The organism is Rhodococcus sp. WB1, assembly GCF_001700945.1.
Classification (GTDB): domain Bacteria; phylum Actinomycetota; class Actinomycetes; order Mycobacteriales; family Mycobacteriaceae; genus Rhodococcus; species Rhodococcus aetherivorans.
The window spans coordinates 1,545,634-1,567,224 of the sequence record NZ_CP015529.1; the positions used below are offsets into that span (position 1 = coordinate 1,545,634).

General features: G+C 71.8%; 21 protein-coding genes. 15 read left to right on the top strand and 6 right to left on the bottom strand.

Features of this window, described 5'->3' with window-relative positions; translation table 11 throughout:
• The first annotated feature begins 118 nt into the window (after window positions 1–118).
• On the top strand, window positions 119–697 hold the full coding sequence (locus A4U64_RS06785; protein ID WP_029544787.1) for a sigma-70 family RNA polymerase sigma factor: 579 nt from the start codon (window positions 119–121) through the stop codon (window positions 695–697).
• Window positions 690–1,778: an anti-sigma-D factor RsdA gene (locus A4U64_RS06790; RefSeq protein ID WP_043802547.1), complete on the top strand. Its 1,089-nt coding sequence runs from the start codon at window positions 690–692 to the stop codon at window positions 1,776–1,778. The genes A4U64_RS06785 and A4U64_RS06790 overlap by 8 nt, the downstream gene beginning before the upstream one ends.
• A 67-nt stretch (window positions 1,779–1,845) precedes the next feature.
• Here A4U64_RS06790 and A4U64_RS06795 read toward each other — a convergent pair whose 3' ends face one another.
• Window positions 1,846–2,256, bottom strand: a complete 411-nt coding sequence (locus A4U64_RS06795) for a DUF5319 domain-containing protein (RefSeq protein WP_006934975.1) — start codon at window positions 2,254–2,256, stop codon at window positions 1,846–1,848.
• Window positions 2,257–2,545: 289 nt separating this feature from the next.
• Here A4U64_RS06795 and guaB point away from each other — a divergent pair, with 289 nt between their 5' ends.
• The 4 genes from guaB to guaA all read left to right on the top strand — a co-directional run bounded on the left by guaB (window position 2,546) and on the right by guaA (window position 8,835).
• On the top strand, window positions 2,546–4,069 hold the full coding sequence (gene guaB, locus A4U64_RS06800; protein ID WP_029544783.1) for an IMP dehydrogenase: 1,524 nt from the start codon (window positions 2,546–2,548) through the stop codon (window positions 4,067–4,069).
• A gap of 73 nt (window positions 4,070–4,142) precedes the next feature.
• Complete coding sequence (locus A4U64_RS06805; protein ID WP_050035516.1) at window positions 4,143–5,282, top strand: GuaB3 family IMP dehydrogenase-related protein; 1,140 nt, start codon at window positions 4,143–4,145, stop codon at window positions 5,280–5,282.
• A 199-nt stretch (window positions 5,283–5,481) separates the two neighbouring features.
• Window positions 5,482–7,215, top strand: a complete 1,734-nt coding sequence (locus A4U64_RS06810; protein ID WP_029544781.1) for an FAD-dependent oxidoreductase — start codon at window positions 5,482–5,484, stop codon at window positions 7,213–7,215.
• Between the two features lie 48 nt (window positions 7,216–7,263).
• Window positions 7,264–8,835 (top strand): glutamine-hydrolyzing GMP synthase, encoded by a 1,572-nt coding sequence (gene guaA / locus A4U64_RS06815; protein WP_006934964.1) that lies wholly within the window; start codon window positions 7,264–7,266, stop codon window positions 8,833–8,835.
• Between the two features lie 54 nt (window positions 8,836–8,889).
• Here guaA and A4U64_RS06820 read toward each other — a convergent pair whose 3' ends face one another.
• Both A4U64_RS06820 and A4U64_RS06825 read right to left on the bottom strand, forming a co-directional pair.
• A complete protein-coding gene (locus A4U64_RS06820; protein ID WP_006934962.1) occupies window positions 8,890–9,123 on the bottom strand; it encodes a hypothetical protein in 234 nt (77 codons plus the stop codon).
• Complete coding sequence (locus A4U64_RS06825) at window positions 9,116–10,435, bottom strand: PspC domain-containing protein (protein WP_050035515.1); 1,320 nt, start codon at window positions 10,433–10,435, stop codon at window positions 9,116–9,118. Before A4U64_RS06825 ends, A4U64_RS06820 begins: the two co-directional genes overlap by 8 nt.
• A gap of 133 nt (window positions 10,436–10,568) precedes the next feature.
• Here A4U64_RS06825 and A4U64_RS06830 point away from each other — a divergent pair, with 133 nt between their 5' ends.
• Window positions 10,569–11,843, top strand: a complete 1,275-nt coding sequence (locus A4U64_RS06830; RefSeq protein WP_006934957.1) for an ATP-binding protein — start codon at window positions 10,569–10,571, stop codon at window positions 11,841–11,843.
• Window positions 11,840–12,502, top strand: a complete 663-nt coding sequence (locus A4U64_RS06835; RefSeq protein ID WP_006934956.1) for a response regulator — start codon at window positions 11,840–11,842, stop codon at window positions 12,500–12,502. Before A4U64_RS06830 ends, A4U64_RS06835 begins: the two co-directional genes overlap by 4 nt.
• 95 nt (window positions 12,503–12,597) lie before the next feature.
• On the opposite strand, the gene A4U64_RS06840 is transcribed toward A4U64_RS06835, so the two are convergent.
• Window positions 12,598–13,659: a DNA polymerase III subunit beta family protein gene (locus A4U64_RS06840; RefSeq protein ID WP_065922357.1), complete on the bottom strand. Its 1,062-nt coding sequence runs from the start codon at window positions 13,657–13,659 to the stop codon at window positions 12,598–12,600.
• A 39-nt stretch (window positions 13,660–13,698) separates the two neighbouring features.
• Window positions 13,699–14,901, bottom strand: a complete 1,203-nt coding sequence (locus A4U64_RS06845; protein WP_043802555.1) for a serine/threonine-protein kinase — start codon at window positions 14,899–14,901, stop codon at window positions 13,699–13,701.
• A gap of 163 nt (window positions 14,902–15,064) precedes the next feature.
• Here A4U64_RS06845 and A4U64_RS06850 point away from each other — a divergent pair, with 163 nt between their 5' ends.
• The 3 genes from A4U64_RS06850 to A4U64_RS06860 are packed head-to-tail and all read left to right on the top strand — an operon-like array spanning window position 15,065 to window position 18,192.
• The gene (locus A4U64_RS06850) at window positions 15,065–15,853 is read left to right on the top strand and encodes a hypothetical protein (RefSeq protein ID WP_065922358.1); all 789 of its coding nucleotides are present in this window, start codon (window positions 15,065–15,067) and stop codon (window positions 15,851–15,853) included.
• Complete coding sequence (locus A4U64_RS06855; RefSeq protein ID WP_065922359.1) at window positions 15,850–17,421, top strand: DNA polymerase Y family protein; 1,572 nt, start codon at window positions 15,850–15,852, stop codon at window positions 17,419–17,421. Before A4U64_RS06850 ends, A4U64_RS06855 begins: the two co-directional genes overlap by 4 nt.
• Before the next feature lie 15 nt (window positions 17,422–17,436).
• On the top strand, window positions 17,437–18,192 hold the full coding sequence (locus A4U64_RS06860) for an alpha/beta fold hydrolase (protein WP_065922360.1): 756 nt from the start codon (window positions 17,437–17,439) through the stop codon (window positions 18,190–18,192).
• An 89-nt stretch (window positions 18,193–18,281) separates the two neighbouring features.
• Here A4U64_RS06860 and A4U64_RS06865 read toward each other — a convergent pair whose 3' ends face one another.
• Window positions 18,282–18,584, bottom strand: coding sequence for a nucleoside triphosphate pyrophosphohydrolase (locus tag A4U64_RS06865; protein ID WP_006945808.1), 303 nt, complete (start codon window positions 18,582–18,584; stop codon window positions 18,282–18,284).
• Between the two features lie 32 nt (window positions 18,585–18,616).
• Between A4U64_RS06865 and A4U64_RS06870 the strand changes: the two genes are divergently transcribed.
• The 4 genes from A4U64_RS06870 (at window position 18,617) to A4U64_RS06885 (ending at window position 21,591) form a co-directional block, all read left to right on the top strand.
• Window positions 18,617–19,723, top strand: coding sequence for an HNH endonuclease (locus A4U64_RS06870; RefSeq protein WP_065922361.1), 1,107 nt, complete (start codon window positions 18,617–18,619; stop codon window positions 19,721–19,723).
• A 29-nt stretch (window positions 19,724–19,752) separates the two neighbouring features.
• Complete coding sequence (locus A4U64_RS06875) at window positions 19,753–20,220, top strand: DIP1984 family protein (protein ID WP_029544765.1); 468 nt, start codon at window positions 19,753–19,755, stop codon at window positions 20,218–20,220.
• Between the two features lie 271 nt (window positions 20,221–20,491).
• On the top strand, window positions 20,492–21,013 hold the full coding sequence (locus tag A4U64_RS06880) for a hypothetical protein (protein ID WP_065922362.1): 522 nt from the start codon (window positions 20,492–20,494) through the stop codon (window positions 21,011–21,013).
• 2 nt (window positions 21,014–21,015) lie between these two features.
• Entirely contained in the window at window positions 21,016–21,591 is a 576-nt protein-coding gene (locus tag A4U64_RS06885; protein ID WP_006945818.1) for a YdeI/OmpD-associated family protein, read from the top strand.

Consider the following 21,591-nt stretch of genomic DNA (forward strand, 5'->3'; position numbering starts at 1 on the left):
TCATCCGTGCGTCCGTTCCGTCCGGTCGTGTCGTTAGTCTGGGGGTGTTCCACTGCGAGTGGAAGCACACCCGGCCGGGGGGTCGTGTCACTTTGTAACGCCAGGACTTGCGCAATCGATGACTGTCATGGGTGAGGAGTTGGACTCCGCTGTCGCTGCGGCTGCGCAGGGGGATCGGACGGCTCTCGCTCAGGTTCTGAGGACCATCCGGCCCTTGGTCGTCCGGTACTGCCGGGCGCGGGTCGGATCCGCGGAGCGTGGCCAGCTCTCCGCGGACGACGTAGCGCAGGAGGTGTGCCTGGCCGTGATGACGGCGTTGCCGCGGTATCAGGACCAGGGACGCCCCTTCATGGCATTCGTGTACGGGATCGCGGCACACAAGGTCGCCGACGCGCACCGCAGCGCCGCCCGCAACCGGGCGGACCCGGTCGCGGAGGTACCCGAGTCGATGTCGCTGGACGACAGTCCGGAGGAGCAGGCACTCAACTCGGAGACGAGCCGGCAGATGAAGAAGCTGCTGGGCACGCTTCCGGAGAAGCAGCGGGAGATCTTGATCCTGCGGCTCGTGATGGGCCTGTCCGCGGAAGAAACGGCAGCAGCGGTGGGAAGTACGGCAGGGGCCATTCGAGTGGCGCAGCACCGTGCCATCGCCCGACTGAAGAAGGAAGTGACGAGAGCAGGTGAGAGAAATGGGTAGGAAGCACGGCGCGGATGACGATTTCTTCGCCGATCTCGCCGACGACGGCACCCCCGTGGACATTGCGGCAGTGCGCCGTGACGATGCCCTCATCGACGCGATCTCCGGGGACGGACCGGTGCCCACCGAGACGACCGAGGAATACGAGCTGGCCACGCTCCTCGCGGGCTGGCGTGCCGAGATCCTCGCCGACCCTCTTCCTTCCGAACCGGACCTGGACGAGATCGTCGCCGCGGTCAACCGAGAGATCGGTGCCCGCGACGCGCTCGCCGAGCGCCGGTCCCGCTCCCGCACCCAGCTTCGCCTGATCCGTCCCATCGCCGGTGCCGCCGCCCTGATCGCCATCGCCGTGGGCGGCGCGACCGCCGTCTCCTACCAGGCCGAACCCGGCGACCCGCTGTGGAGCGTCAAGCAGGTCGTCTTCAGCGAGCAGGCAGAGTCGACGGTCGCCCGGATCGACACCGCCTCGACACTGCAGGAGGCCGAGCAGCGGCTCGCCGTCGGCGACACCGAAGGCGCCCAGGAACTGCTCCAGTCGGCACAGGAGCGTTCCGGGTCGGTCACCGACGCCGGCCAGCGGGACCAGCTGGGCGACTGGATGCAGCGGCTCACCACCGAGCTGAGCCAGCTCCTTCCGCCGCCGCCCCCGCCCGTGCTGCCCATCCCCCCGGCCCAGTCGGCGCCGGTGGTTCCCGCGCCGGTGCCGACCACTGCGACCACCCCGTCGACGGTGGATCCCACGATCGCCGGCACGACGCCCGGGACGGGAACCGTGCCGCCGACGTCCACCGAGGAGCCCAGCGTCGATCTCCTGCCGCCGCCGACGTCGTCGCAGCCGGTGCCCACCCAGGAACCGCTGCCGGTCACGACAGAGCCGACAACCGGACCGACGAGCGCTCCGGTGACGACGGAGCCGACCACCGTGCCGACGGCCTCGCCGACGACGACCGCGTCGGCCTCGGCGCCGGCGCCGTCGAGTTCACTCGAACAGCAGTCGATCAGCCAGACGATCACCGTCGTTCCCCCGCCTTCCACGGTCGTTCCCCCGCCCTCCACCGTCGTTCCCCCGCCTTCGCCGTAGGCACGACGGGAAGGGCCCGCCAGGACATTCGTCCCGGCGGGCCCTTCCCGTCGTGCGGAGGCTTCTTCTAGGAGTCGAGGCCGTATGGGTCGACCGGCAGCGCCTCGTTCATCGAGGCGTCCGCGTAGCCGCGGCAGTAGTCCCACGTCACGTAGGCGTCGGGGGAGGGATCGTAGGCCGGCTCGTGCGGCCGGACCGTACCGTCGACGAGCAGCTGCAGCAGGTTCGCCCGCAGCATGTCCCAGTCGTGGTAGTGGTCCTGGTGGCAGTCCTCGCAGCACACCACCAGACCGCGGATGCCGCGCGGCGACAGCAGCGCTTCGTAGACCGCGAGGTCGGCGAGATCCTCCTCGACGGCCAGCCGTTCGGCAGGGTCGAGTGGCTGACCCGGCTCGATCGCGTCCAGTGCGGCGGACGGATCGTCGGGATCTCCAGCGAATGGGTCCGGTGGCAGACCGGGAGGCAACTGATCACGCACGACTCCACGGTACGCAGTCCGACGGGGTCTGCGCCAGCCGTCACACCGTGGACTTCCCGCGGGGCTTCGTGTACGCGGGCGGATCCACGCGTGCGGATGCGCGTGTGTGCCTGTTCCGGTAAACCGATACGATAGTCCACGAGCAGGGCATCGTTGCTCGGAGCGTCCGGGGAATGTGCGCACCGCTCACGCCATTGTCTTTCACGACATTGTGTTCCGTAATCACCGTTGCCGGGCCGGGGCCCACCCGCCCGCACCGTATCGACGCGTCATGGAGGGTCCGAACCGCATGAGTAGTACCGGAGGGCACGTGCATACCGGCGGTGACGACCCCAACAAGGTCGCCATGCTGGGTCTGACCTTCGACGACGTGCTGCTGCTTCCGGCCGCGTCGGACGTGATCCCGAGCCAGGTGGACACGTCGAGCCAGCTGACCCGGGACATCCGCCTCCGCGTTCCGCTGGTCAGTTCCGCGATGGACACCGTCACCGAGTCGCGCATGGCCATCGCCATGGCCCGCGTCGGCGGCATGGGCGTCCTGCACCGCAATCTCTCCGCCGAGGCGCAGGCCGCGCAGGTCGAGACCGTCAAGAGGTCCGAGGCCGGCATGGTCACCGATCCGGTCACCTGCAAGCCGACCGCCACGCTCGCCGAGGTCGACGCCATGTGCGCGCGCTTCCGCATCTCGGGGCTGCCCGTCACCGACGACGACGGCCAGCTCGTCGGCATCATCACCAACCGGGACATGCGCTTCGAGGTCGACCAGAACCGCCCGGTCTCGGAGGTCATGACCAAGGCGCCGCTGGTGACCGCGCAGGAGGGGGTCACCGCCGAGGCCGCCCTCGGGCTGCTGCGCCGCCACAAGATCGAGAAGCTGCCGATCGTCGACGGACAGGGCCGCCTGACCGGCCTGATCACCGTCAAGGACTTCGTCAAGACCGAGCAGCACCCCAACGCCACCAAGGACCGTGACGGTCGCCTGCTCGTCGGCGCCGCGGTCGGCGTGGGCGACGACGCGTGGACCCGTGGCATGACCTTGGCCGACGCCGGGGTGGACGTGCTCGTGGTCGACAGCGCCCACGGTCACTCGGCGGGTGTGCTCGGCATGATCGCCAAGCTCAAGGCCGAGGTCGGCGACCGAGTCCAGATCATCGGCGGCAACGTCGCGACCCGGGCGGGCGCCGCGGCGCTCATCGAGGCCGGCGTGGACGCCGTGAAGGTGGGCGTCGGACCCGGCTCCATCTGCACCACCCGCGTCATCGCGGGTGTCGGCGCCCCGCAGATCACCGCCATCCTCGAGGCCGTCGCGGTCGCCAAGCCCGCGGGCGTCCCGGTCATCGCCGACGGCGGCCTGCAGTTCTCCGGCGACGTCGCCAAGGCTCTCGCCGCCGGCGCCTCCACGGCCATGCTCGGCTCCCTGCTGGCCGGCACCGCCGAGTCGCCCGGCGAGTTGATCCTCGTCAACGGCAAGCAGTTCAAGAGCTACCGCGGGATGGGTTCGCTCGGCGCGATGCAGAGCCGGGGCGCGGCCAAGTCGTACTCGAAGGACCGCTACTTCCAGGACGACGTGCTCTCCGAGGACAAGCTGGTGCCCGAGGGCATCGAGGGCCGCGTGCCGTTCCGCGGTCCGCTGCAGCAGGTGACGCACCAGCTGATCGGTGGTCTGCGCGCCGCGATGGGCTACGCCGGTGCCGCCAGCATCGAACAGCTGCAGGAGGCACAGTTCGTGCAGATCACGGCGGCGGGTCTCAAGGAGAGCCACCCGCACGACATCACGATCACGGCCGAAGCACCGAACTACGTGGTTCGCTAGAGCACCGAGTCCGCGATCGGGCCCCCGCCGGAGTGTCCGGCGGGGGCATCTACCTGAGAAGAAAGGGACGCGCGTGCGCGACCTGGTTGAAATCGGCATGGGGCGGACCGCCCGACGCACCTACGAGCTGGACGACATCAACATCGTGCCGTCCCGCCGGACGCGCTCCTCGAAGGAGGTGTCGACGGCCTGGCAGCTCGACGCGTACCGATTCGACATCCCGCTGCTCGCCCATCCCACCGACGCGCTGGTCTCGCCGTCCTTCGCGGTGCAGCTGGGCAGGGCCGGCGGTCTCGGCGTCATCAACGGTGAGGGCCTGTGGGGCCGGCACGCCGACGTCGACGCCGAGATCGAGAGGCTCGTCGGCATCGCCGAGTCCGACGCGGACCCGGCTGCGGCGATCGCCCACCTGCAGAAGCTCCACGCGGCCCCGCTGCAGCCCGACCTGCTGGCCGCCGCCGTCGCGCAGGTGCGCGACGCGGGCGTGACCGCGGCCGTGCGGGTCAGCCCGCAGAACGCGCGGGCGCTGACCCCGCACCTGGTGAAGGCGGGCATCGACCTGTTGGTCATCCACGGGACCATCATCTCCGCGGAGCACGTCGCCCACGGCGAGAGCGAGCCGCTGAACCTCAAGACGTTCATTTCCGAGCTGGACGTGCCCGTCGTCGCGGGCGGTGTGAGCGACCACCGCACCGCGCTGCACCTGATGCGCACGGGCGCGGCGGGCGTCATCGTCGGCTACGGCTCGACGGCCGGGGCCACCACCACGAGCGAGGTGCTGGGCATCGGCGTGCCCATGGCGACCGCGATCGCCGATGCCGCCGCCGCCCGTCGCGACTACCTGGACGAAACCGGTGGCCGGTACGTGCACGTCATCGCTGACGGCGACATCGAGACCTCGGGCGATCTGGCCAAGGCCATCGCCTGCGGTGCCGACGCCGCCGTGCTCGGGGCCCCGCTCGCGGTCTCGGCCGAGGCGCCGGGCCGCGGCTGGTACTGGCCGTCGGCGAGTGCGCACCCGTCCGTGCCGCGGGGCGCGCTGCTGCAGGTCGCCTACGACGAGCGCCCGGGCCTGGACCGGGTGCTCGCCGGTCCGTCCGACGACCCGTTCGGCTCGCTAAACCTGGTCGGCGGCCTGCGTCGCGCGATGGCGAAGTCGGGCTACTCGGATCTCAAGGAGTTCCAGAAGGTGGGCCTGACCGTCCGCGCGTAGCCGTCCCCCTCTTCCGCTGTGGCCGAATGTCACATCACGTCGATCGGATCGAAGCGATGTGACATTCGGCCACAGCCGTTTTCGGCGCCCACCTGCGGTTTCTAGAACTCGAGGTTACAGTTAGGGCACCCTTGTGGCAGTGGTCACAGCGAGTCTGTGCATACTGGTGAGTAACAACCAGCGTCATGGAGGTGTTTCGGTGGGTGAGCAGCGCGCGACGGACTACGACGTCCTCATCGTCGGATCGGGGTTCGGCGGAAGTGTGACGGCCCTGCGGCTCGTGGAGAAGGGGTACAAGGTCGGCATTCTCGAGGCCGGCCGGCGCTTCGCCGACGCGGACTTCGCCAAGACCAGCTGGGATCTCAAGCGCTTCCTGTGGGCGCCCAAGCTGGGGTGCTTCGGCATCCAGCGGATCCATCTGCTGCACGACGTCCTCATTCTCGCCGGCGCCGGCGTCGGCGGCGGATCCCTCAACTACGCCAACACCCTCTACAAGCCGCCTGCCCCGTTCTTCCAGGACAGCCAGTGGGCGCACATCACCGACTGGAACGACGAGCTCAGCCCGTTCTACGACCAGGCCCGTCGCATGCTCGGCGTGGTGCAGAACCCCCACATGACCCCCGCCGACGAGATCGTCAAGTCCGTCGCCGAGGACATGGGCGTCGGGGACACCTTCATCCAGACCCCGGTGGGCGTGTTCTTCGGTGAGCCCGGCCGCACCGTCGCCGACCCGTACTTCGGTGGTGTCGGCCCCGACCGCACGGGCTGCATCGAATGCGGCGAGTGCATGACCGGTTGCCGGCACGGTGCCAAGAACACGCTGCTGAAGAACTACCTCGGGCTCGCCGAGCGCGCCGGCGCCGAGATCGTCCCCCTCACCACGGTCACCGGCCTGCGCCGGGCCGCCGACGGCACATGGGACGTCGACACCGAGCGCACCGGCGCATGGAAGCGGAAGAACCGTCGCACCTACACCGCCGGGCACGTGGTGCTGGCCGCCGGCACCTGGGGCACCCAGCACCTGCTGCACCACCTCAAGGACACCGGCGGCCTGCCGCAGCTGTCCGACCGGCTCGGGCACCTGACCCGCACCAACTCCGAATCGATCGTCGGTGCCGGCAAGATGCGCGTCGATCCGGAACTCGACCTCACCCGCGGGGTGGCGATCACCTCGTCGTTCCATCCCACCGCGGACACCCACATCGAACCCGTCCGCTACGGCAAGGGCTCCAACGCGATGGGTCTGCTGCAGACCCTGATGACCGACGGCGGCGGCCGTGTCCCGCGGTGGCTGAAGTTCCTCGGCCAGGCCGCGCGGAACCCGGTCCAGATGGGGAGGATGCTCAGCGTCAAGGACTGGAGCGAGCGCACCATCATCGCCCTGGTCATGCAGAACCTGGACAACTCGATCGTCACCTACACCAAGAAGGGCCTGCTCGGCCGCCGTAAGGTCACCAGCCGGCAGGGCCACGGGCACCCCAACCCGACGTGGATTCCCGTCGGCAACGAGGCCACCCGCCGCATCGCCGAGAAGATCGACGGCGTCCCCGGCGGCACCTGGGGGGAGATCTTCAACATCCCGCTCACCGCGCACTTCCTCGGCGGCTGCGTGATCGGGACCGACCCCGAGCACGGCGTCATCGACCCGTACCACCGCGTGTACGGATATCCGACGCTGAGCGTCGTCGACGGAGCCGCGGTCTCGGCGAATCTCGGGGTCAACCCGTCGCTGACGATCGCCGCGCAGGCCGAGCGCGCGGCGGCGCTGTGGCCGAACAAGGGGGAGCAGGACCTGCGCCCCGCCCAGGGCGAGGGCTACCGCCGGCTGGACCCGATCGCCCCGAAGAAGCCGGTGGTGCCCGCGGGCGCTCCGGGCGCGTTGTCGCTGCCGATCGTCGAGGTCCGCAGCGGCTCCACCTCCGGCGTCGCCTGACCCGAACCGCCGTTCGTTGGGCGAGGACCGGGCCTCTAGACTGTTCGGGTGTCGCAAACCCAGCAGTCCAGGCCGGTCCTCGTCGTCGACTTCGGAGCCCAGTACGCGCAGCTGATCGCCCGCCGCGTCCGCGAAGCGAAGGTCTACTCCGAGGTCGTGCCGCACACCACGACGGTGGAGGAGATCGCGGCCCGTGAGCCGCTCGCCGTGGTGCTCTCCGGCGGCCCCTCCAGCGTCTACGCCGACGGGGCGCCGCAACTCGACCCGAAGCTGTTCGATCTGGACGTCCCGGTGTTCGGCATCTGCTACGGCTTCCAGGCCATGGCCCAGGCGCTCGGCGGCACCGTCGCGCACACCGGCAACCGCGAGTACGGGCGCACCGAGATGTCCGTCACCGGCGGTGTCCTGCACGACGGCCTGCCCGCGACGCAGCCGGTGTGGATGAGCCACGGCGACGGGGTCACCGCCGCGCCGGCCGGCTTCGAAGTGACCGCCAGCAGCGCCGGCGCCCCCGTCGCCGCGTTCGAGGACCGCGCGCGCCGTCTCGCCGGCGTCCAGTACCACCCCGAGGTGCTGCATTCCCCGCACGGCCAGCAGGTGCTCAGCCGGTTCCTGCACGACATCGCCGGAATCCCCGCCGCCTGGACGGCCGCGAACATCGCCGAGGCCCTGATCGAGCAGATCCGCGAGCAGGTCGGTGACGGCCGTGCCATCTGCGGCCTGTCCGGCGGGGTGGATTCCGCCGTGGCCGCGGCCCTGGTGCAGCGCGCCATCGGCGACCGCCTGACCTGCGTGTTCGTCGACCACGGCCTGATGCGTGAGGGCGAGCGGCAGCAGGTCGAGAAGGACTTCGTCGCCGCGACGGGGGCCCGGCTCGTCACGGTGGACGCCGCCGAGACCTTCCTGCGGGAATTGGCCGGCGTGACGGATCCGGAGACCAAGCGCAAGATCATCGGCCGCGAGTTCATCCGCAGCTTCGAGGGCGCCGTGTCGGAGGTGCTCGGCGAGAACGCCGCCCACGGCGAGACCGTCGAGTTCCTGGTCCAGGGCACCCTGTACCCGGACGTCGTCGAGTCCGGCGGCGGCACCGGCACCGCCAACATCAAGAGCCACCACAACGTCGGTGGTCTCCCCGAGGATCTGCAGTTCGCGCTGGTCGAGCCGCTGCGCCTGCTGTTCAAGGACGAGGTGCGGGCGGTGGGCCGCGAACTCGGCCTGCCCGAGGAGATCGTCGGCCGCCAGCCCTTCCCCGGACCGGGCCTGGGCATCCGCATCATCGGTGAGGTCACAGGCGAACGCCTCGCGATCCTGCGCCGCGCCGACTCCATCGCCCGCGAGGAACTCACGGCGGCCGGCCTCGACGGACAGATCTGGCAGTGCCCGGTGGTGCTGCTCGCCGACGTGCGCAGCGTGGGCGTGCAGGGCGACGGCCGCACCTACGGCCACCCGATCGTGCTGCGCCCGGTCTCCAGCGAGGACGCGATGACCGCGGACTGGACCCGGCTGCCGTACGAGACCCTCGAGCGGATCTCCACCCGCATCACCAACGAGGTCCCCGACGTCAACCGCGTCGTCCTCGACGTCACGAGCAAGCCGCCGGGCACCATCGAGTGGGAGTGAGACGCGGCTGCGCCCTTCGGATCCGATCCGAAGGGCGCAGTGCGTTCCGGGGTGTCAGCGCTTCTTCTTGCCCGGCGCGAACACCAGGGCCGCGCCGACGACGACGGCGAGCGCGACGAGCAGCCAGCGGAATTCGACGTTCGCGAGCGGCTCGAGGGAGAACGGCCCGATCAGCGCCCACCCGCTGACCGCCAGCGCCGCGATCGCGGACAGCAGCATCAGGATCGACGGGCCCCGCCGGCGGGTGCCGGTCGTGGGGTCGGTGGGGTCGGTGTCGAAGTCAGCCACGGCGCACCTCCGAGTTGCCGAATGCGGTGTCGAGGTTCAGGGTCAGGACCGGTCCGCCGACGCCGTCGTCGCCGCCGTCGAGGCCTTGCATCATGCACGGGTTCGAGGCCCGCTCGGTGCAGACGACGTCGACGTCGAGGTTCTTCGGCAGCATGATCTCGGTGGCACCGAAGCGGGTCTCGACGGTGACGGTCTCGTCCTCGGTGAGTTCGAGCCCGCGCAGGTCCAGTTGCAGGGCACCCATCTGCACCGAGTACGCCGGCTGCAGTTCCGCGGCGGTGCGGGGCGAGTACAGCTGTTCCCCCCACGACGAGGTGTCGATCGGCCCGACGAGCGAGGCCAGCACCACGAACCCGAGCAGCGGGCCCGTCACCACCAGCAGTCCGTAGCCGCGGTGCAGGAACGCCCCGAACAGCAGGCCGAGTCCGATCACCGCGAGCGCGATCGCGCCGATCCGCGCCGGTGTGAGCCAGGCGACCTCACCCGCGGAGGCCACCGCGCCGGCGGCCGCCGCGGCGAGCACCGCCAGGCCCAGCACCGTCGTGGTGAGCCGTGAGCGGGGCTGTTTCGCCGGCACGACCGACGGCGCGGGCGCCGGCTCGGGCAGGTCCCAGGCGAACGGTGCGACGCCGAGCGGATCCCAGGACGGCGGCGTCGGGCGCTGCAGCAACGGATCCTGCGGGGGCTCCGGGTTCGCCTCGGGGGACTCCGCGCCGGCGGCCCGGGGCGAGTCCGGTTCCGGCTTCGTCCAGAAGTTCGGATCCGCCGGCGCGGGCCCGGTGGCGGCGGTGTGCTGCGCGAAGGGCGCCTGCTGGTACTGGCTCTGCTGGAACGGGGCCTGGAAGGGGTTCTGTGGGAACAGCTGCGGCGCCCCGGGCAGCGCCGGGGGTTCGGGCCGGCGCTGGTACAGCAGCCACAGGCCGCCGAGCATCAGCACCATGCTCACGAACCCGGAACCGCCGACCCCGGGGCCCATCGGGCCGAAGGCGCTGGCCGCGACCGCCAGCACCACCAGGAGCACCACGGCCTTGGTGCTCGATTCGGAGCTGTGCCCCCGGCCGACGAGGGACTCGGCGGGGGAGACCTGATCGCCGTAGCGCGGCAGCAGCAGCCAGCACGCCAGATACAGCACCAGGCCGGCGCCGCCGAAGAACGTGGACACCACGAACGCCACGCGGATCAGCACCGGATCCACGTCGTACCGCACGCCGATGCCCGCGCACACCCCGGCGACATGGCCCTGCCGTGGCAGCCGGACCGGACGGGTGCGCCACATGTCCGAGAGCTGCTCGGGGAAGCTTCGCGTGTTCATGCTGCACATCCTTCTCGACCGCCGCCCCGCCGCACATCAGGGACCGACCCTGAATTCTGCCGCTGCGCGCGGCCGCCGGCTCAGGGTTCGTCCCCGATGCCCGGGGCGGGGTGCGCGTGCCAGTATCGAAGGTATGCAGCCGGTTCCCTACCCGCACCTGCCCACCCCCCGCCTCGAGCGCCGGGTCGGCGGCCGGGTCGTGGGCGGCGTGGCCGGTGGTCTCGCCGACCACCTCGGGGTCGACGTGCTCAAGGTGCGGGTGGCGTTCACGGTCCTGGCGGCGCTCGCCGGCCTCGGCATCGTCGCCTACGGGTTGCTGTGGGCGCTCACGCCGCAGGGCTCGGACACCGAACCGCCGTCGCCCACCGAGCGGCGCCGGGCGCTGGGCCTGGCGGTCATCGGACTGGGCCTGGCCGTAGGGCTTTCGTGGCTGCTCAACGGCGGTGTGGGCTCGGTGATCGCGCCTGTCGTCGTGGTGGCGGTGGGCGCCGCGCTGGTCTGGCGCGAGTTCGACGCCGAGGGACCGCGTTCGGTGCTGGGCCTGCCCGCCCGCCCGACGGTGCTGACCTGGGCGCGGGTGGTCGGCGGCGCCTCGCTCATCGTGCTCGGGCTCGGTGTCGTGATCCTCGCCCAGGTCGACGTGGCGGCCCTGCGCTCGTCGGTGCTGGCGGTGCTGGTGACGCTGGTCGGGGCCGGCCTGCTGTCGGTGCCGCTGTGGGTGCGGATGTGGCGCGCGCTCGAGGAGGAACGCGCCGCCCGCGTCCGCAACGAGGAACGCGAGGAGATCGCGTCGCACCTGCACGATTCGGTGCTGCAGACGCTCGCCCTGATCCAGAAGCAGGCCGACAACTCGCAGGAGGTGCTGCGCCTGGCGCGCAGCCAGGAACGCGAGCTGCGCCGCTGGCTGTTCGGCGGCGGCGAGACCCCGCACACCAGCCTGGCCGAGGCGCTGCGCACCATCGCCGGCGAGGTGGAGGACCAGTACGGGGTCTCGGTGGCGCCGGTGATCGTCGGCGACGTGGTGCCCGGCGACGACGAGGACCTGACCGCCGAGTCGTTCACCGCGCTGCTGGGCGCCACCCGGGAGGCACTGGTCAACGCGGCCAAGCACGCGCGGGTGGACAGCGTGGACCTGTTCGTCGAGGTCGAACCCGAACAGGTGAGCGTCTTCGTCCGGGACCGTGGCGTCGGCTTCGACGAATCCGCGGTGCCGGAGGACCGGCAGGGCCTGGCCCGTTCGATCCGGGGTCGCGTGGAGCGTCGCGGCGGCCGGGTCGGTGTGCGCTCGAACCCGGGCAAGGGCACGGAGATCCGCATCCATATGCCCCGTGCCGGTGCCGGACCGGAGCGGACGACGACCCTAGAGTGGGAGGGCACCGACGCCCATCCAGAGGAGCAGCCCACTTGACGTCACTCGACGCCTCCCGCCGTTTCCGTGTGTTCCTGGTCGACGACCATGCCGTGTTCCGGTCGGGGGTGCGCGCCGAACTCGGCCGGGAGAGCGACATGGAGGTCGTCGGCGAGGCCGGCACCGTCGCGGAAGCGGTCGCGGGAATCGATGCCACCCGCCCCGACGTGGTCCTGCTCGACGTCCACATGCCCGACGGGGGCGGGGTGGCGGTGCTCGGGCGGATCACCGAGGGCCCGGTGTGCCTGGCGCTGAGCGTTTCCGACGCCGCCGAGGACGTCATCGCGGTGATCCGGGCCGGCGCCCGCGGCTACGTCACCAAGACCATCTCGGGGGCCGAGCTGGCCGACGCGGTGCGCCGCGTCGCCGGCGGGGACGCGGTGTTCAGCCCGCGCCTGGCCGGGTTCGTCCTGGACTCGTTCACCGGCCGCTCGAGCGTCCCCGAGCCGCCGCTCGACCCCGAACTCGATTCGCTCACCCCCCGGGAGCTCGAGGTGCTGCGCCTGCTGGCGCGCGGCTACACCTACCGCGAGATCGCCGAGGAACTGGTGATCTCGGTCAAGACCGTCGAGACGCACGCGTCGAACGTGCTGCGCAAGACCCAGCAGTCCAACCGCAATGCGCTCACCCGGTGGGCGCACCGGCGGCGGATCGACTGACCGGAGTTCCGTGCGTGGGCAGCCGCTCGGTCGATCCGGCCGCGAGCGCCGCCGCGATCATCGCCCCGGCGACGGCGGTCATGGTCGGGTCGCGGTCACGGGTGTTCTTCTCGGCGGACGGGCATGGCCAGGGTGGTCAGGTCGCCGGCGGCAGCGGAACGGATCACGACGGGCCGGTCGTAGGAGGCGATGTCCAGCAGCACCTCCGGGCCGACGGCAGTGTCGAGGGCGGCTCCCAGCCCGTCCCGGTCGAAGGAGAGATCCAGGTCGGCGCCGGTGATGTCGGCGGGCAGCACGCGGTCGTGCCCCCGGTGGCCGACGGTGAGTGCCGCCGCCCGCACGCACAGGTCGATCGTGCCGGCCGCGGCGTCGCGCACGGCCCCGGCCAGGGCGTCGCGGTGCACGATCACCCGCGTGACCGGTGGGTCGAGGGCGGCGAGCATGCTGCCGTAGTCGGGGAAGGTGCCCCCGACGGCCGGGCAGCGGTGCCGCTCGCCGTCCGCGCCGGTGAGGGTGAGCGCGCCCGAGTCGTCGTCGAGGGCCAGGCCGACGTTCTCGTGTTCCCGCAGCCAGGCGGCGGTCCCGCGGAGCGCGGAGCCGTCGGCGACGGTGCGGAACGGGTTCCCGGTGCGGGCCGCGGCCGTCACGGAGCCGGTGGTCAGCCGGTAACGGTTCGTCGCCGTCAGGACCACCGCCCCGGCGTCGACCTCAACGAGAATGCCTGTCAGGCAAGGGATTTCCGAATCCGTGGCGACGGACGGAAAGACGCGTTCGACGGTGTCGGCGAGGAGCCTGCCCGGTACGACGACCGTCGGCGGCGCCACGAGGCGGGCCTTGACGGCGGAGGCCAGCCGGGTCGCGCGCTCGGCCCGGCGATGCAGCTCGGCGACGTATTCGTCGAGCAGCGCGGCACCGGACTCGGCATCGCCGTCGAGGATCCGGCCGACGTCGTCGAGCGGGACGTCGAGTTCGCGGAGCTGACGGATCGTCACCGCTCGCTCGCGCTGGTCGACCGTGTAGTACCGGTAGCCGGTGACGGGATCGACCACGGCGGGCACGAGCAGCCGGCAGTCGCCGTAGAACCGCAGCGCTCCCGGGGTGAGCCCGCTGAGCCGGGCCATGGTGCCGATCGTGATCAGGTCTGGGGAGGTGGTCACGGCCCCATCATCGAGTTTCGGCCGACCCGAAGGTCAAGCTCAGCTCACGACGACCGCGATGATCAGGGCCACGATCAGCGCGAGAACGAGCACGGCCACCATGATCGCCATCGCCATCGGTGCGAACGCCACGATCTTCTCCTGCGTGGTGCGCGGCGGGGGACCGGTGGGCCGCAGCCGGTGCAGCAGCTCCGCAGGGCGGGGCACGCCCCGCGGTGACATCGAGCGGGGCGCGCTGTGGGGAGCTGCGGGCAACCCGGTGAGGGTGCCCCCGGTGCCCGCGGTGCGCCGGGAACCGACGAGGGTCGTGGCGCGCCGCGCCCACACGGGGACGGTGCCGTCGGCGGACAGGATCGGCCGGCCGCGGAGCAGTGCCGGATCGGCGTCGGGCCCGAAGGCGACCGCGGCGAGACGGTCCCGGGCCTGCTCCATCGTCGGGCGGCGGGCGGGGTCCGGTTCCAGCATCGCGAGGAGGACGTCGGTCAGCGGGCCCGTCCGGGTCGGCGGGATGATCTCGGCGCGGGCGACGCGGTGCAGCAGGGCGATCGAGTCGGGGTCGATGCCGAACGGTGGCTGGCCCTCGATTGCGGTGTAGAGGGTCGCGCCGAGGGAGAAGACGTCGCTGGCCTCGGTGGGATCGCTGCCGCGGGCGACCTCGGGTGCGAAGAAGGCGGGGGTACCGGTGATCACACCGGAACGGTCGTGGTCGCCCTTGGCGCGGGCGATGCCGAAGTCGCTGATCTTCACGGTGCCCAGCTCGCGGCCGCGCTCGGCGACGAGGATGTTGCCCGGCTTGATGTCGCGGTGCACGATCCCGGCGGCGTGGGCGGCGGCGAGCGCGTCGGCGATGTGTGTGCCGATCTGCGCCACCTCGAGCGGCGGCAGGGTGTCGGCGATGTTCATCACCTGGGCGAGGCTGCGGGAGGGCAGATGCTCCATGACGAGCCACGGCTCGCCGGAGTGGAGGGCGACGTCGTACATGGAGATGGCGTGCTCGTGGGTGAGGCGGGCGGCGATCCGGCCCTCGCGCAGCGTACGGCGGCGGATCTCCTCGGCGGCCTCCGTGGGCAGGCCCACGGTCGAGGTGACCTGCTTGACGGCCACGTCCCGGTCGAGCAGGGTGTCGTGCGCGAGCCAGACCGCGCCCATACCACCGCCGCCGAGCTTGGAGACGAGTCGATAACGTCCGGCCACCAGCTGATCCGGGCCGACGACGCTTGCCGCTCGCTCCTGTTCCGCCACCTTGACGAGGGTAGTGGATGCCGCGGTGGGCCATCGCTTGACGGGCGCCCCGCCGTCGGGTCTACTGAACCTGTTCGAATACGTGTTCGAACAATCGCGTCTTCCCCGCGGTTTGTCGGTGGGCCGTGCTATACGCGGCCGGCGCAGGGCGAGGGGAGTTCGTGTGGGTGAGGTGGCCGAGTTTCCGGTCGAGGGCGGGTCGCAGGATCCGGCGGGGCTCCCCCGGCAGGAACGGCTCGAGGCGTTGCGGCGGCAGATCGCCGCGATTCCTGTGAGGGGGGAGAGTGCTCGTCCCCGCCCCGCCGAGCCCGCGACGTCCCCGGTGCCGGTCGACCGGCTGCTTCCGGTACCCGAGCCGCTCGCACGGCTGCTCCCGGACGGTGGCCTGGTCCGCGGATCCGTCGTAAGTTTCTCCGGGGCAATGTCTTTGCTGATCGGTGTGCTGGCCTCGGCCACCGCCGCCGGTGGGCACGCCGCCGTCGTCGGGCATCGCCGCCTCGGCCTGCTCGCCGCCGCCGAGATGGGGGCCGAACTGAGCCGGATCGCGCTGATCCCCGAGCCCGGACCGGATCCGGTGGAGGTGGCCGCCGTCCTGCTCGACGGCATGGACCTCGTCGTCCTCGGCCTCGGGGGCGCCGTGGTGCCGCCGGCGCGGACCCGGGCGGTGGTTGCGCGGGCCCGCAGCAAGGGCGCGGCCCTGATGGTCACCGACGGCCGGTGGGACGGAGCGCACGTGCGGCTCGAGGCCGCGGTGCACGGCTACCGGGGACTGTCGGCCTCGGCTCGGGGCAGGCTGTGCGGCACCGGGCTTTCCGTGCGCGCGCAGGGCCGTGCCTTCCAGCCCCGTGTGGCGCGAATAGACTTGTGTGCCGGTCGAACCGGAGTGGAGTGGCGCCCCGGAGAACCGGCGCGGGTGGGGAGTGTGCCCCGCCCGGCCGAGGTGGCGCGGTGAGCGAATCCGGCTGCCCGGCCCGGGTGGTGGCCCTGTGGTGTCCGGACTGGCCGGCGATCGCCGCCGCCGCGGCTGCCGACCTGCCGCCCACGGCGCCGGTGGCGGTGATCTCGGCCAACCGCGTGGCGGCCTGTTCCGCACCGGCCCGGGCCGCCGGCGTGCGACGGGGCCTGCGGCGACGGGAGGCTCAGGCTCGGTGTCCGGATTTGTATGTCGCCCAGGATGATCCGGGCCGCGATGCGCGGTTGTTCGAGCCGGTGGTGGCGGCGATCGACGCGGCGGCGCCCGGCGTGGAGGTGCTGCGCCCCGGTCTGGTGGTGCTCGCTGCACGCGGCGTCGTGCGCTGGTTCGGTTCCGAGGAGGCGGCGGCCGAGCGGTTGGTCGACGAGGTGGCCGCCACCGGCGTCGAATGCCAGGTCGGCATCGCCGACGAGCTGTTCACCGCGGTGCTCGCCGCCCGCCACGCCCGCCTCGTCCCGCCCGGAGAGGACGAGGAATTCCTTGCACCCCTGAATATTTCGGAGATCTGCGTGGAGCCGTCCCTGACCGCGCCGGACCGCGTCGACCTGGTGGACCTGCTGAAACGGCTCGGTCTGCGCACGATCGGGGCGTTCGCCGCGCTGTCGCCGACCGACGTCGCCTCCCGCTTCGGTGCGGACGCCGTCGCCGCGCACCGCAGCGCACGGGCACGGCCGCAGCGCCCGCCGTCCGGTCGTGCCCTGCCGCCCGATCTGGTGGTGGAGCGCCCCTGCGATCCGCCGCTCGAACGGGTCGACTCGGCCGCTTTCGCCGGCCGGGCGCTCGCCGCGCTGCTGCACACCCGGCTGGCCGCGGCGGGGGTGGCCTGCACCCGGCTGCTGGTGGCCGCCCGCACCGGCAACGGTGAGGAGCTGGCCCGGACGTGGCGCTGCGCCGAACCGCTGACCCCGGACGGCACCGCCGACCGGGTGCGCTGGCAGCTCGACGGCTGGCTCACCGGGCACAGCGCGACCCGCCCCACCGCCGGGATCGTGCTGCTGCGGCTCGAACCGGTGGAGGTGGTGGCGGCGGGGGCGCTGCAGCTGGGCCTGTGGGGCGGGGCCGGCGACGAGGACGAACGGGCCCGGCGCGCCCTGGTGCGGGTGCAGGGACTGCTCGGTGGCGAAGCCGTGCTGGTGGGGGTGCTCAGCGGCGGACGTGGCCCGCTGGAACGGGTGACCCTCGTGCCGCTGGGGGAGGAGCGGGTGCCGGCGACGGATCCGTCGGCGCCGTGGCCGGGTCGGCTGCCCCCGCCCGCCCCGGCGGTGGTGCTCACCACCCTGCCCCCGATCGCGCTCGAGGACGCGTCGGGCACCCCGGTGACGGTGACCGAGCGCGGTCTGCTCAGCGGCGATCCCACCCGGCTGAGCTGGGGCAGCCGCAGCTGGCGGGTGCACGCCTGGGCCGGGCCGTGGCCGGTGGACGAGTACTGGTGGGACCCGGCCGCGGCGCGGGCGGCGGCGCGGCTGCAGGTGCGGCTCGAGGAGTCCCGGGCCCTGCTGGTGATCCACGTCGACGACCGCTGGCATGTGGAGGGCGTCTACGAGTGAGTACCCTCGGTTGACGTGGAGACCAGTGTGCTGACGGCCGCGCCGAACGGTGTGGCGATCGCCTACCGGGATTCGGCTCCCAGGACGGGCCACCACCCGGTGCCGGTGATGCTGGTGCACGGGATGGGCGGCGACGGACGCACGTGGGACCGGTTCGCCCGGTCCCTGCTCGCGGCCGGTCGGCGGGTCGTCGCGGTGGACCTGCGCGGCCACGGGCGCAGCGCCCGCGCCGCGTCCTACCGCTTCGACGAGTTCGGCGCCGACGTGCTCGGGCTCTGCGAACACCTGGGCCTCGAGACGGTCGACCTCGTCGGGCATTCCCTCGGCGGGCACACCGGATCCCTCGTCGCGCAGCAGCGCCCGGGCCTGGTGCGGCGCCTGGTGCTCGAGGAGGCGCCGCTGCCGCTGCGCCCGGGCGATCCGCCGCAGGTGCTCGGCGGGCGCCTGCCGTCGCCGGCCGAGCTGTGGCACGCCTCGACGAGCCTGCTGCGCAATCCGCGCGCGACGTTCGCCTTCGACCGCTCCATGACCAGCTCGGCGCTCACCCAGTTCCGCGCGCCGAATCCGCGGTGGTGGGAACATCTTCCGCGGATCACCGCACCGACGATGATCCTGCGGGGCGGGCCGGGCAGCATGGTCGATCCGACCCGGCTCGAGGCCGCTGTGGACGTCCTCGGCGACGTCGCGGTCCACGACTTCACCTGCGGCCACAGCATCCACCGCGATCGGCACCGCGAGTTCGAGGCCGCCGTGCTGCCCTTCCTCACCTGAGCACTCGTTCCGCCACGACAGAGCTTCCGGACAGCGACAACCGTCGAGACGGTTGTCGCCGTCCGGAACCTGTTGCCGGTGTACCGACGCTATTCCAGCCAGATGCGGCGATCGAAGCCGCCGCGCTCGGCGCGCTTGGCGGTGGCCGCGGCAGCCACCTCCTCGGCGGCGATCCCGAACGCGGCGAGCAGGGACGTGAACACCTCGTGCACGTCGGCGAGTTCGCCGAGCCGCTCGTCGCCGTTGTGCGCTTCCCGCAGCTCGTGTGCTTCCTCGACCAGCTTGTCGAGCAGGGCGCTGCGGTACTCGTCCCGATCGAGTACACGGGTGCGCGCCACCCGGCCGTCGGCCTCGATGATGTCGGGAATCCGGTCGCGGACCAGCTTGCCCATCATGATTCCTCCCGCTGCGCTACCGTGGCGGGGTGGACGGTACCGGACCACCCACGGACGCCCTCGCGCTCGGTCAGCGCGTCGTCGCCGTCCTCGAGACCGGTGCCCGGACCGCCACTTACAAGCTTGCGACCCTTTCGGCACTTGTCGGCTTCTGCGTCGAACATCTGCCGGCGGACCCGGCCGCGGCACTCGACGTGCCGATCGACGCCCTGGCCGAGCGGGTGATCGACCTGTACTGGCCCCAGGTCCGTCCGTTCGACGGGCACCGGTTGCGCCAGTCCTCGCAGCCGAAGGCTCGGATCCTGACGGCGGTGGAGGTGCTGCGCGGTGCGGCGAACGCCGGCGGGGTGGTCGGCCTGTCCATCGCGAGGCTGCGGATGCCCGACTTGTACCGCGAGGCTGTCGCGGAGGTCGCGCTCACACTGGCGCAGCAACCGCTGTACCGGCTGCAGCGGCTACCGGGCGGACGTGGCGAACCGTTCCTCTACGACGACTCCTGGTTGCACTCCGGAATCACCCGAGCGGCGATTGCCCGGCACGGTGGCGTAATCCGCCTGTTTCCGGGGGTCGCGGCGGCGCTGGCCCGCCTGTCCGGTCTGCTCACCCCGACACTGGAGATCCTGTGGGTTCAGGACGTGTGCCGCTACAACGCCTTTCTCGACGAGGACGTTCCCGACATCGCGGGGCACCTGTTCGGCCGCGACCGCGTCTCGCTCGCGAAGCCGCGCGTGGCGCTGCGCGAGGCCTTCGGAACGCAGTGTTTCTATTGTGCGACAAGCCTTTCCGATGGAAATCCGGTTGACCACGTGCTACCGTGGTCCCGGGTGCCTCTCGACGGGCTGGCCAATCTCGTACTCGCCTGCGGAGGTTGCAACACCGACAAGCGGGATTCGCTGCCCGCGTTGGCGCACACCGAGCGGGCGTTGAGCCGAGATCGCACCGTCCTCGAGCAGCTCGCCGCCGACATCGGTTGGCCGACTCAGTACGACCGCACTCTTGCCGCCGCGCGCGGCCTGTACCGCAGCTCACCCCCGGGCACGCCGACGTGGCAGGGCCGTTCGCGGACCGGAACGTGGGACACGGTATTTCCGCCCGGCTGGGTGGTCTCGACGGTGCCGGAAACCGGGTTCACATGAACACGACCGGTCGTCTACGATTCGACGCCATGCGGTTGGCAGAGGCACTCGCCGAGCGAGGCGAGCTGAAACGGCGGATCGAGCAGCTCGGCACCCGGATCGTGGCCAACGCCCGGTACCAGGAGGGTGAGGAGCCCGCCGAGAATGCCGGCGAGCTCCTCGACCAACTCACCGACGCCATCGATCGGCATGCGCTGCTGATCGCTCGGATCAACAAGACGAACACCGCCACCCGCGTCGGCGACCGCACGCTCACCGACGCGCTGGCCGAACGGGACGCCTTGCAGGCCCGGCACCGTGCGCTGACCGCGGCCGCGGACGCGGCCTCGGGCAGCAGGGACCGATACGGGCGACAACTCCGGTCCGAACTGGCATACGTCTCGGCGCTGTCGGTCCGGGACCTGCGGCGCACCACCGACGACCTGGCCCGCCGGATCCGGCAGGTGGACATGGAGATCCAGCGCGTGAACTGGGAGGTTGATCTGATCGACGAGTGATCGTGGGCAGCGGGTACCCGAATCGGAAGCGAGCACACGCCGTGGGTCGCGGTGAATCGACCTTTTTGTATCCTCAGGCGCGCGGAGGGCAGCGCCGCGGGTTCGACTCCCGCACACAGGGCAGCCCTGCACGACGCACGAGGGCACGGTGCACGCCGGCACAGTTCATCACCACGTGCTGATCCGGATCGGGGAGGGCGGGAACGGGGCACCCACGAGCCGTCGGCCCGACAGGGCGCTCGCGCTGCGGCGCAGCCGCTAGGATCGCCGCATGACATGGACCGCGTCCGACCGTCGACTGTTGGCCGCCGCCGCGGTATTCGTGGTGTCGCAGGCGAACATCGCCCGCGTGCTCGGCCCCGCCGCGCCGGCGGTGGGACGGATCCAGGCCGCCTTCTCCGCGGCGACATACCGCAACGTTCTCGACGGACTCGACGCGGACACCGTCCCGCGGTATCGCCGGCACTATTACTGGGATCTGGTGCATCCCTTGATCTTTGCCATCGCACTGCAGGCCGGTGCGCGATCGCTCGCCGAGCACCGGCCCGTGCCCGCGCACACCCGCCGGGTCCTCGCCGTCGCTCCGGCGGTGGCCGCGGCGGCGGACTACGTCGAGAACGCCGCGGGCCTGTATCTGCTCGACCACCGTGACCGCATCACCGACACCACCGTTCGGGTGGCGACGACGGTCAGCACCGTCAAGTGGGTGCTCGCGCTCGGCTCTCTCGCCTACCTGTCCCAGGGCTTCCTGGGCCTGGGGACGCGGGCGGGCCTGCGCCGGCTGGGGAGATGATCATGGCCGACGAGCTGCCCGTCGAGTACTTCCCGGACCGGGAGTCCTTCGCCGCCTGGCTGCGTGAGCACCACACGGACTCGCCCGGCATCTGGGTCAAGCTCGCCAAGAAGGGATCGGCGCATCCGTCGGTGACCTACGCCGAGGTGGTCGAGGAACTGCTGTGCCACGGCTGGATCGACAGTCAGGCACGCAGGCTCGACGACGACTTCCGGCTGCAGCGCATCACTCCGCGCCGGGCCCGCAGCCCCTGGTCGCAGCGTAACCGGGCGCTCGCCGAACGGTTCGAGGCAGAGGGCCGGCTCGCGCCGGCCGGGGCCGCCGAGGTCGCCCGCGCCCGCGCCGACGGCCGCTGGGAGCGCGCCTACGCCGGCCAGGCGACCGCGCAGGTGCCGCAGGACTTCCTCGACGCCCTCGCGGGCAATCCCGCGGCGCAGGCCTTCTACGACACGCTCGACGGCCGCAACCGGTACGCGATCGTGTACCGGCTGCAGGCCGCGAAGCGCCCGGAGACCCGGGCACGCCGCATCGAGGCCTTCGTGCAGCAGCTCGCGGAGGGCCGTCGCTTCCACGACTAG

What these genes read in the sequence shown, in the direction of transcription:
- A4U64_RS06785 (WP_029544787.1), top strand. Translation starts at nt 119, where the DNA reads ATGACTGTCATGGGTGAGGAGTTGGACTCCGCTGTCGCTGCGGCTGCG.
- A4U64_RS06790 (WP_043802547.1), top strand. Translation starts at nt 690, where the DNA reads ATGGGTAGGAAGCACGGCGCGGATGACGATTTCTTCGCCGATCTCGCC.
- guaB (WP_029544783.1), top strand. Translation starts at nt 2,546, where the DNA reads ATGAGTAGTACCGGAGGGCACGTGCATACCGGCGGTGACGACCCCAAC.
- A4U64_RS06825 (WP_050035515.1), bottom strand. Translation starts at nt 10,435, where the DNA reads ATGAACACGCGAAGCTTCCCCGAGCAGCTCTCGGACATGTGGCGCACC.
- A4U64_RS06830 (WP_006934957.1), top strand. Translation starts at nt 10,569, where the DNA reads ATGCAGCCGGTTCCCTACCCGCACCTGCCCACCCCCCGCCTCGAGCGC.
- A4U64_RS06865 (WP_006945808.1), bottom strand. Translation starts at nt 18,584, where the DNA reads ATGGGCAAGCTGGTCCGCGACCGGATTCCCGACATCATCGAGGCCGAC.
- A4U64_RS06875 (WP_029544765.1), top strand. Translation starts at nt 19,753, where the DNA reads ATGCGGTTGGCAGAGGCACTCGCCGAGCGAGGCGAGCTGAAACGGCGG.
- A4U64_RS06880 (WP_065922362.1), top strand. Translation starts at nt 20,492, where the DNA reads ATGACATGGACCGCGTCCGACCGTCGACTGTTGGCCGCCGCCGCGGTA.
- A4U64_RS06885 (WP_006945818.1), top strand. Translation starts at nt 21,016, where the DNA reads ATGGCCGACGAGCTGCCCGTCGAGTACTTCCCGGACCGGGAGTCCTTC.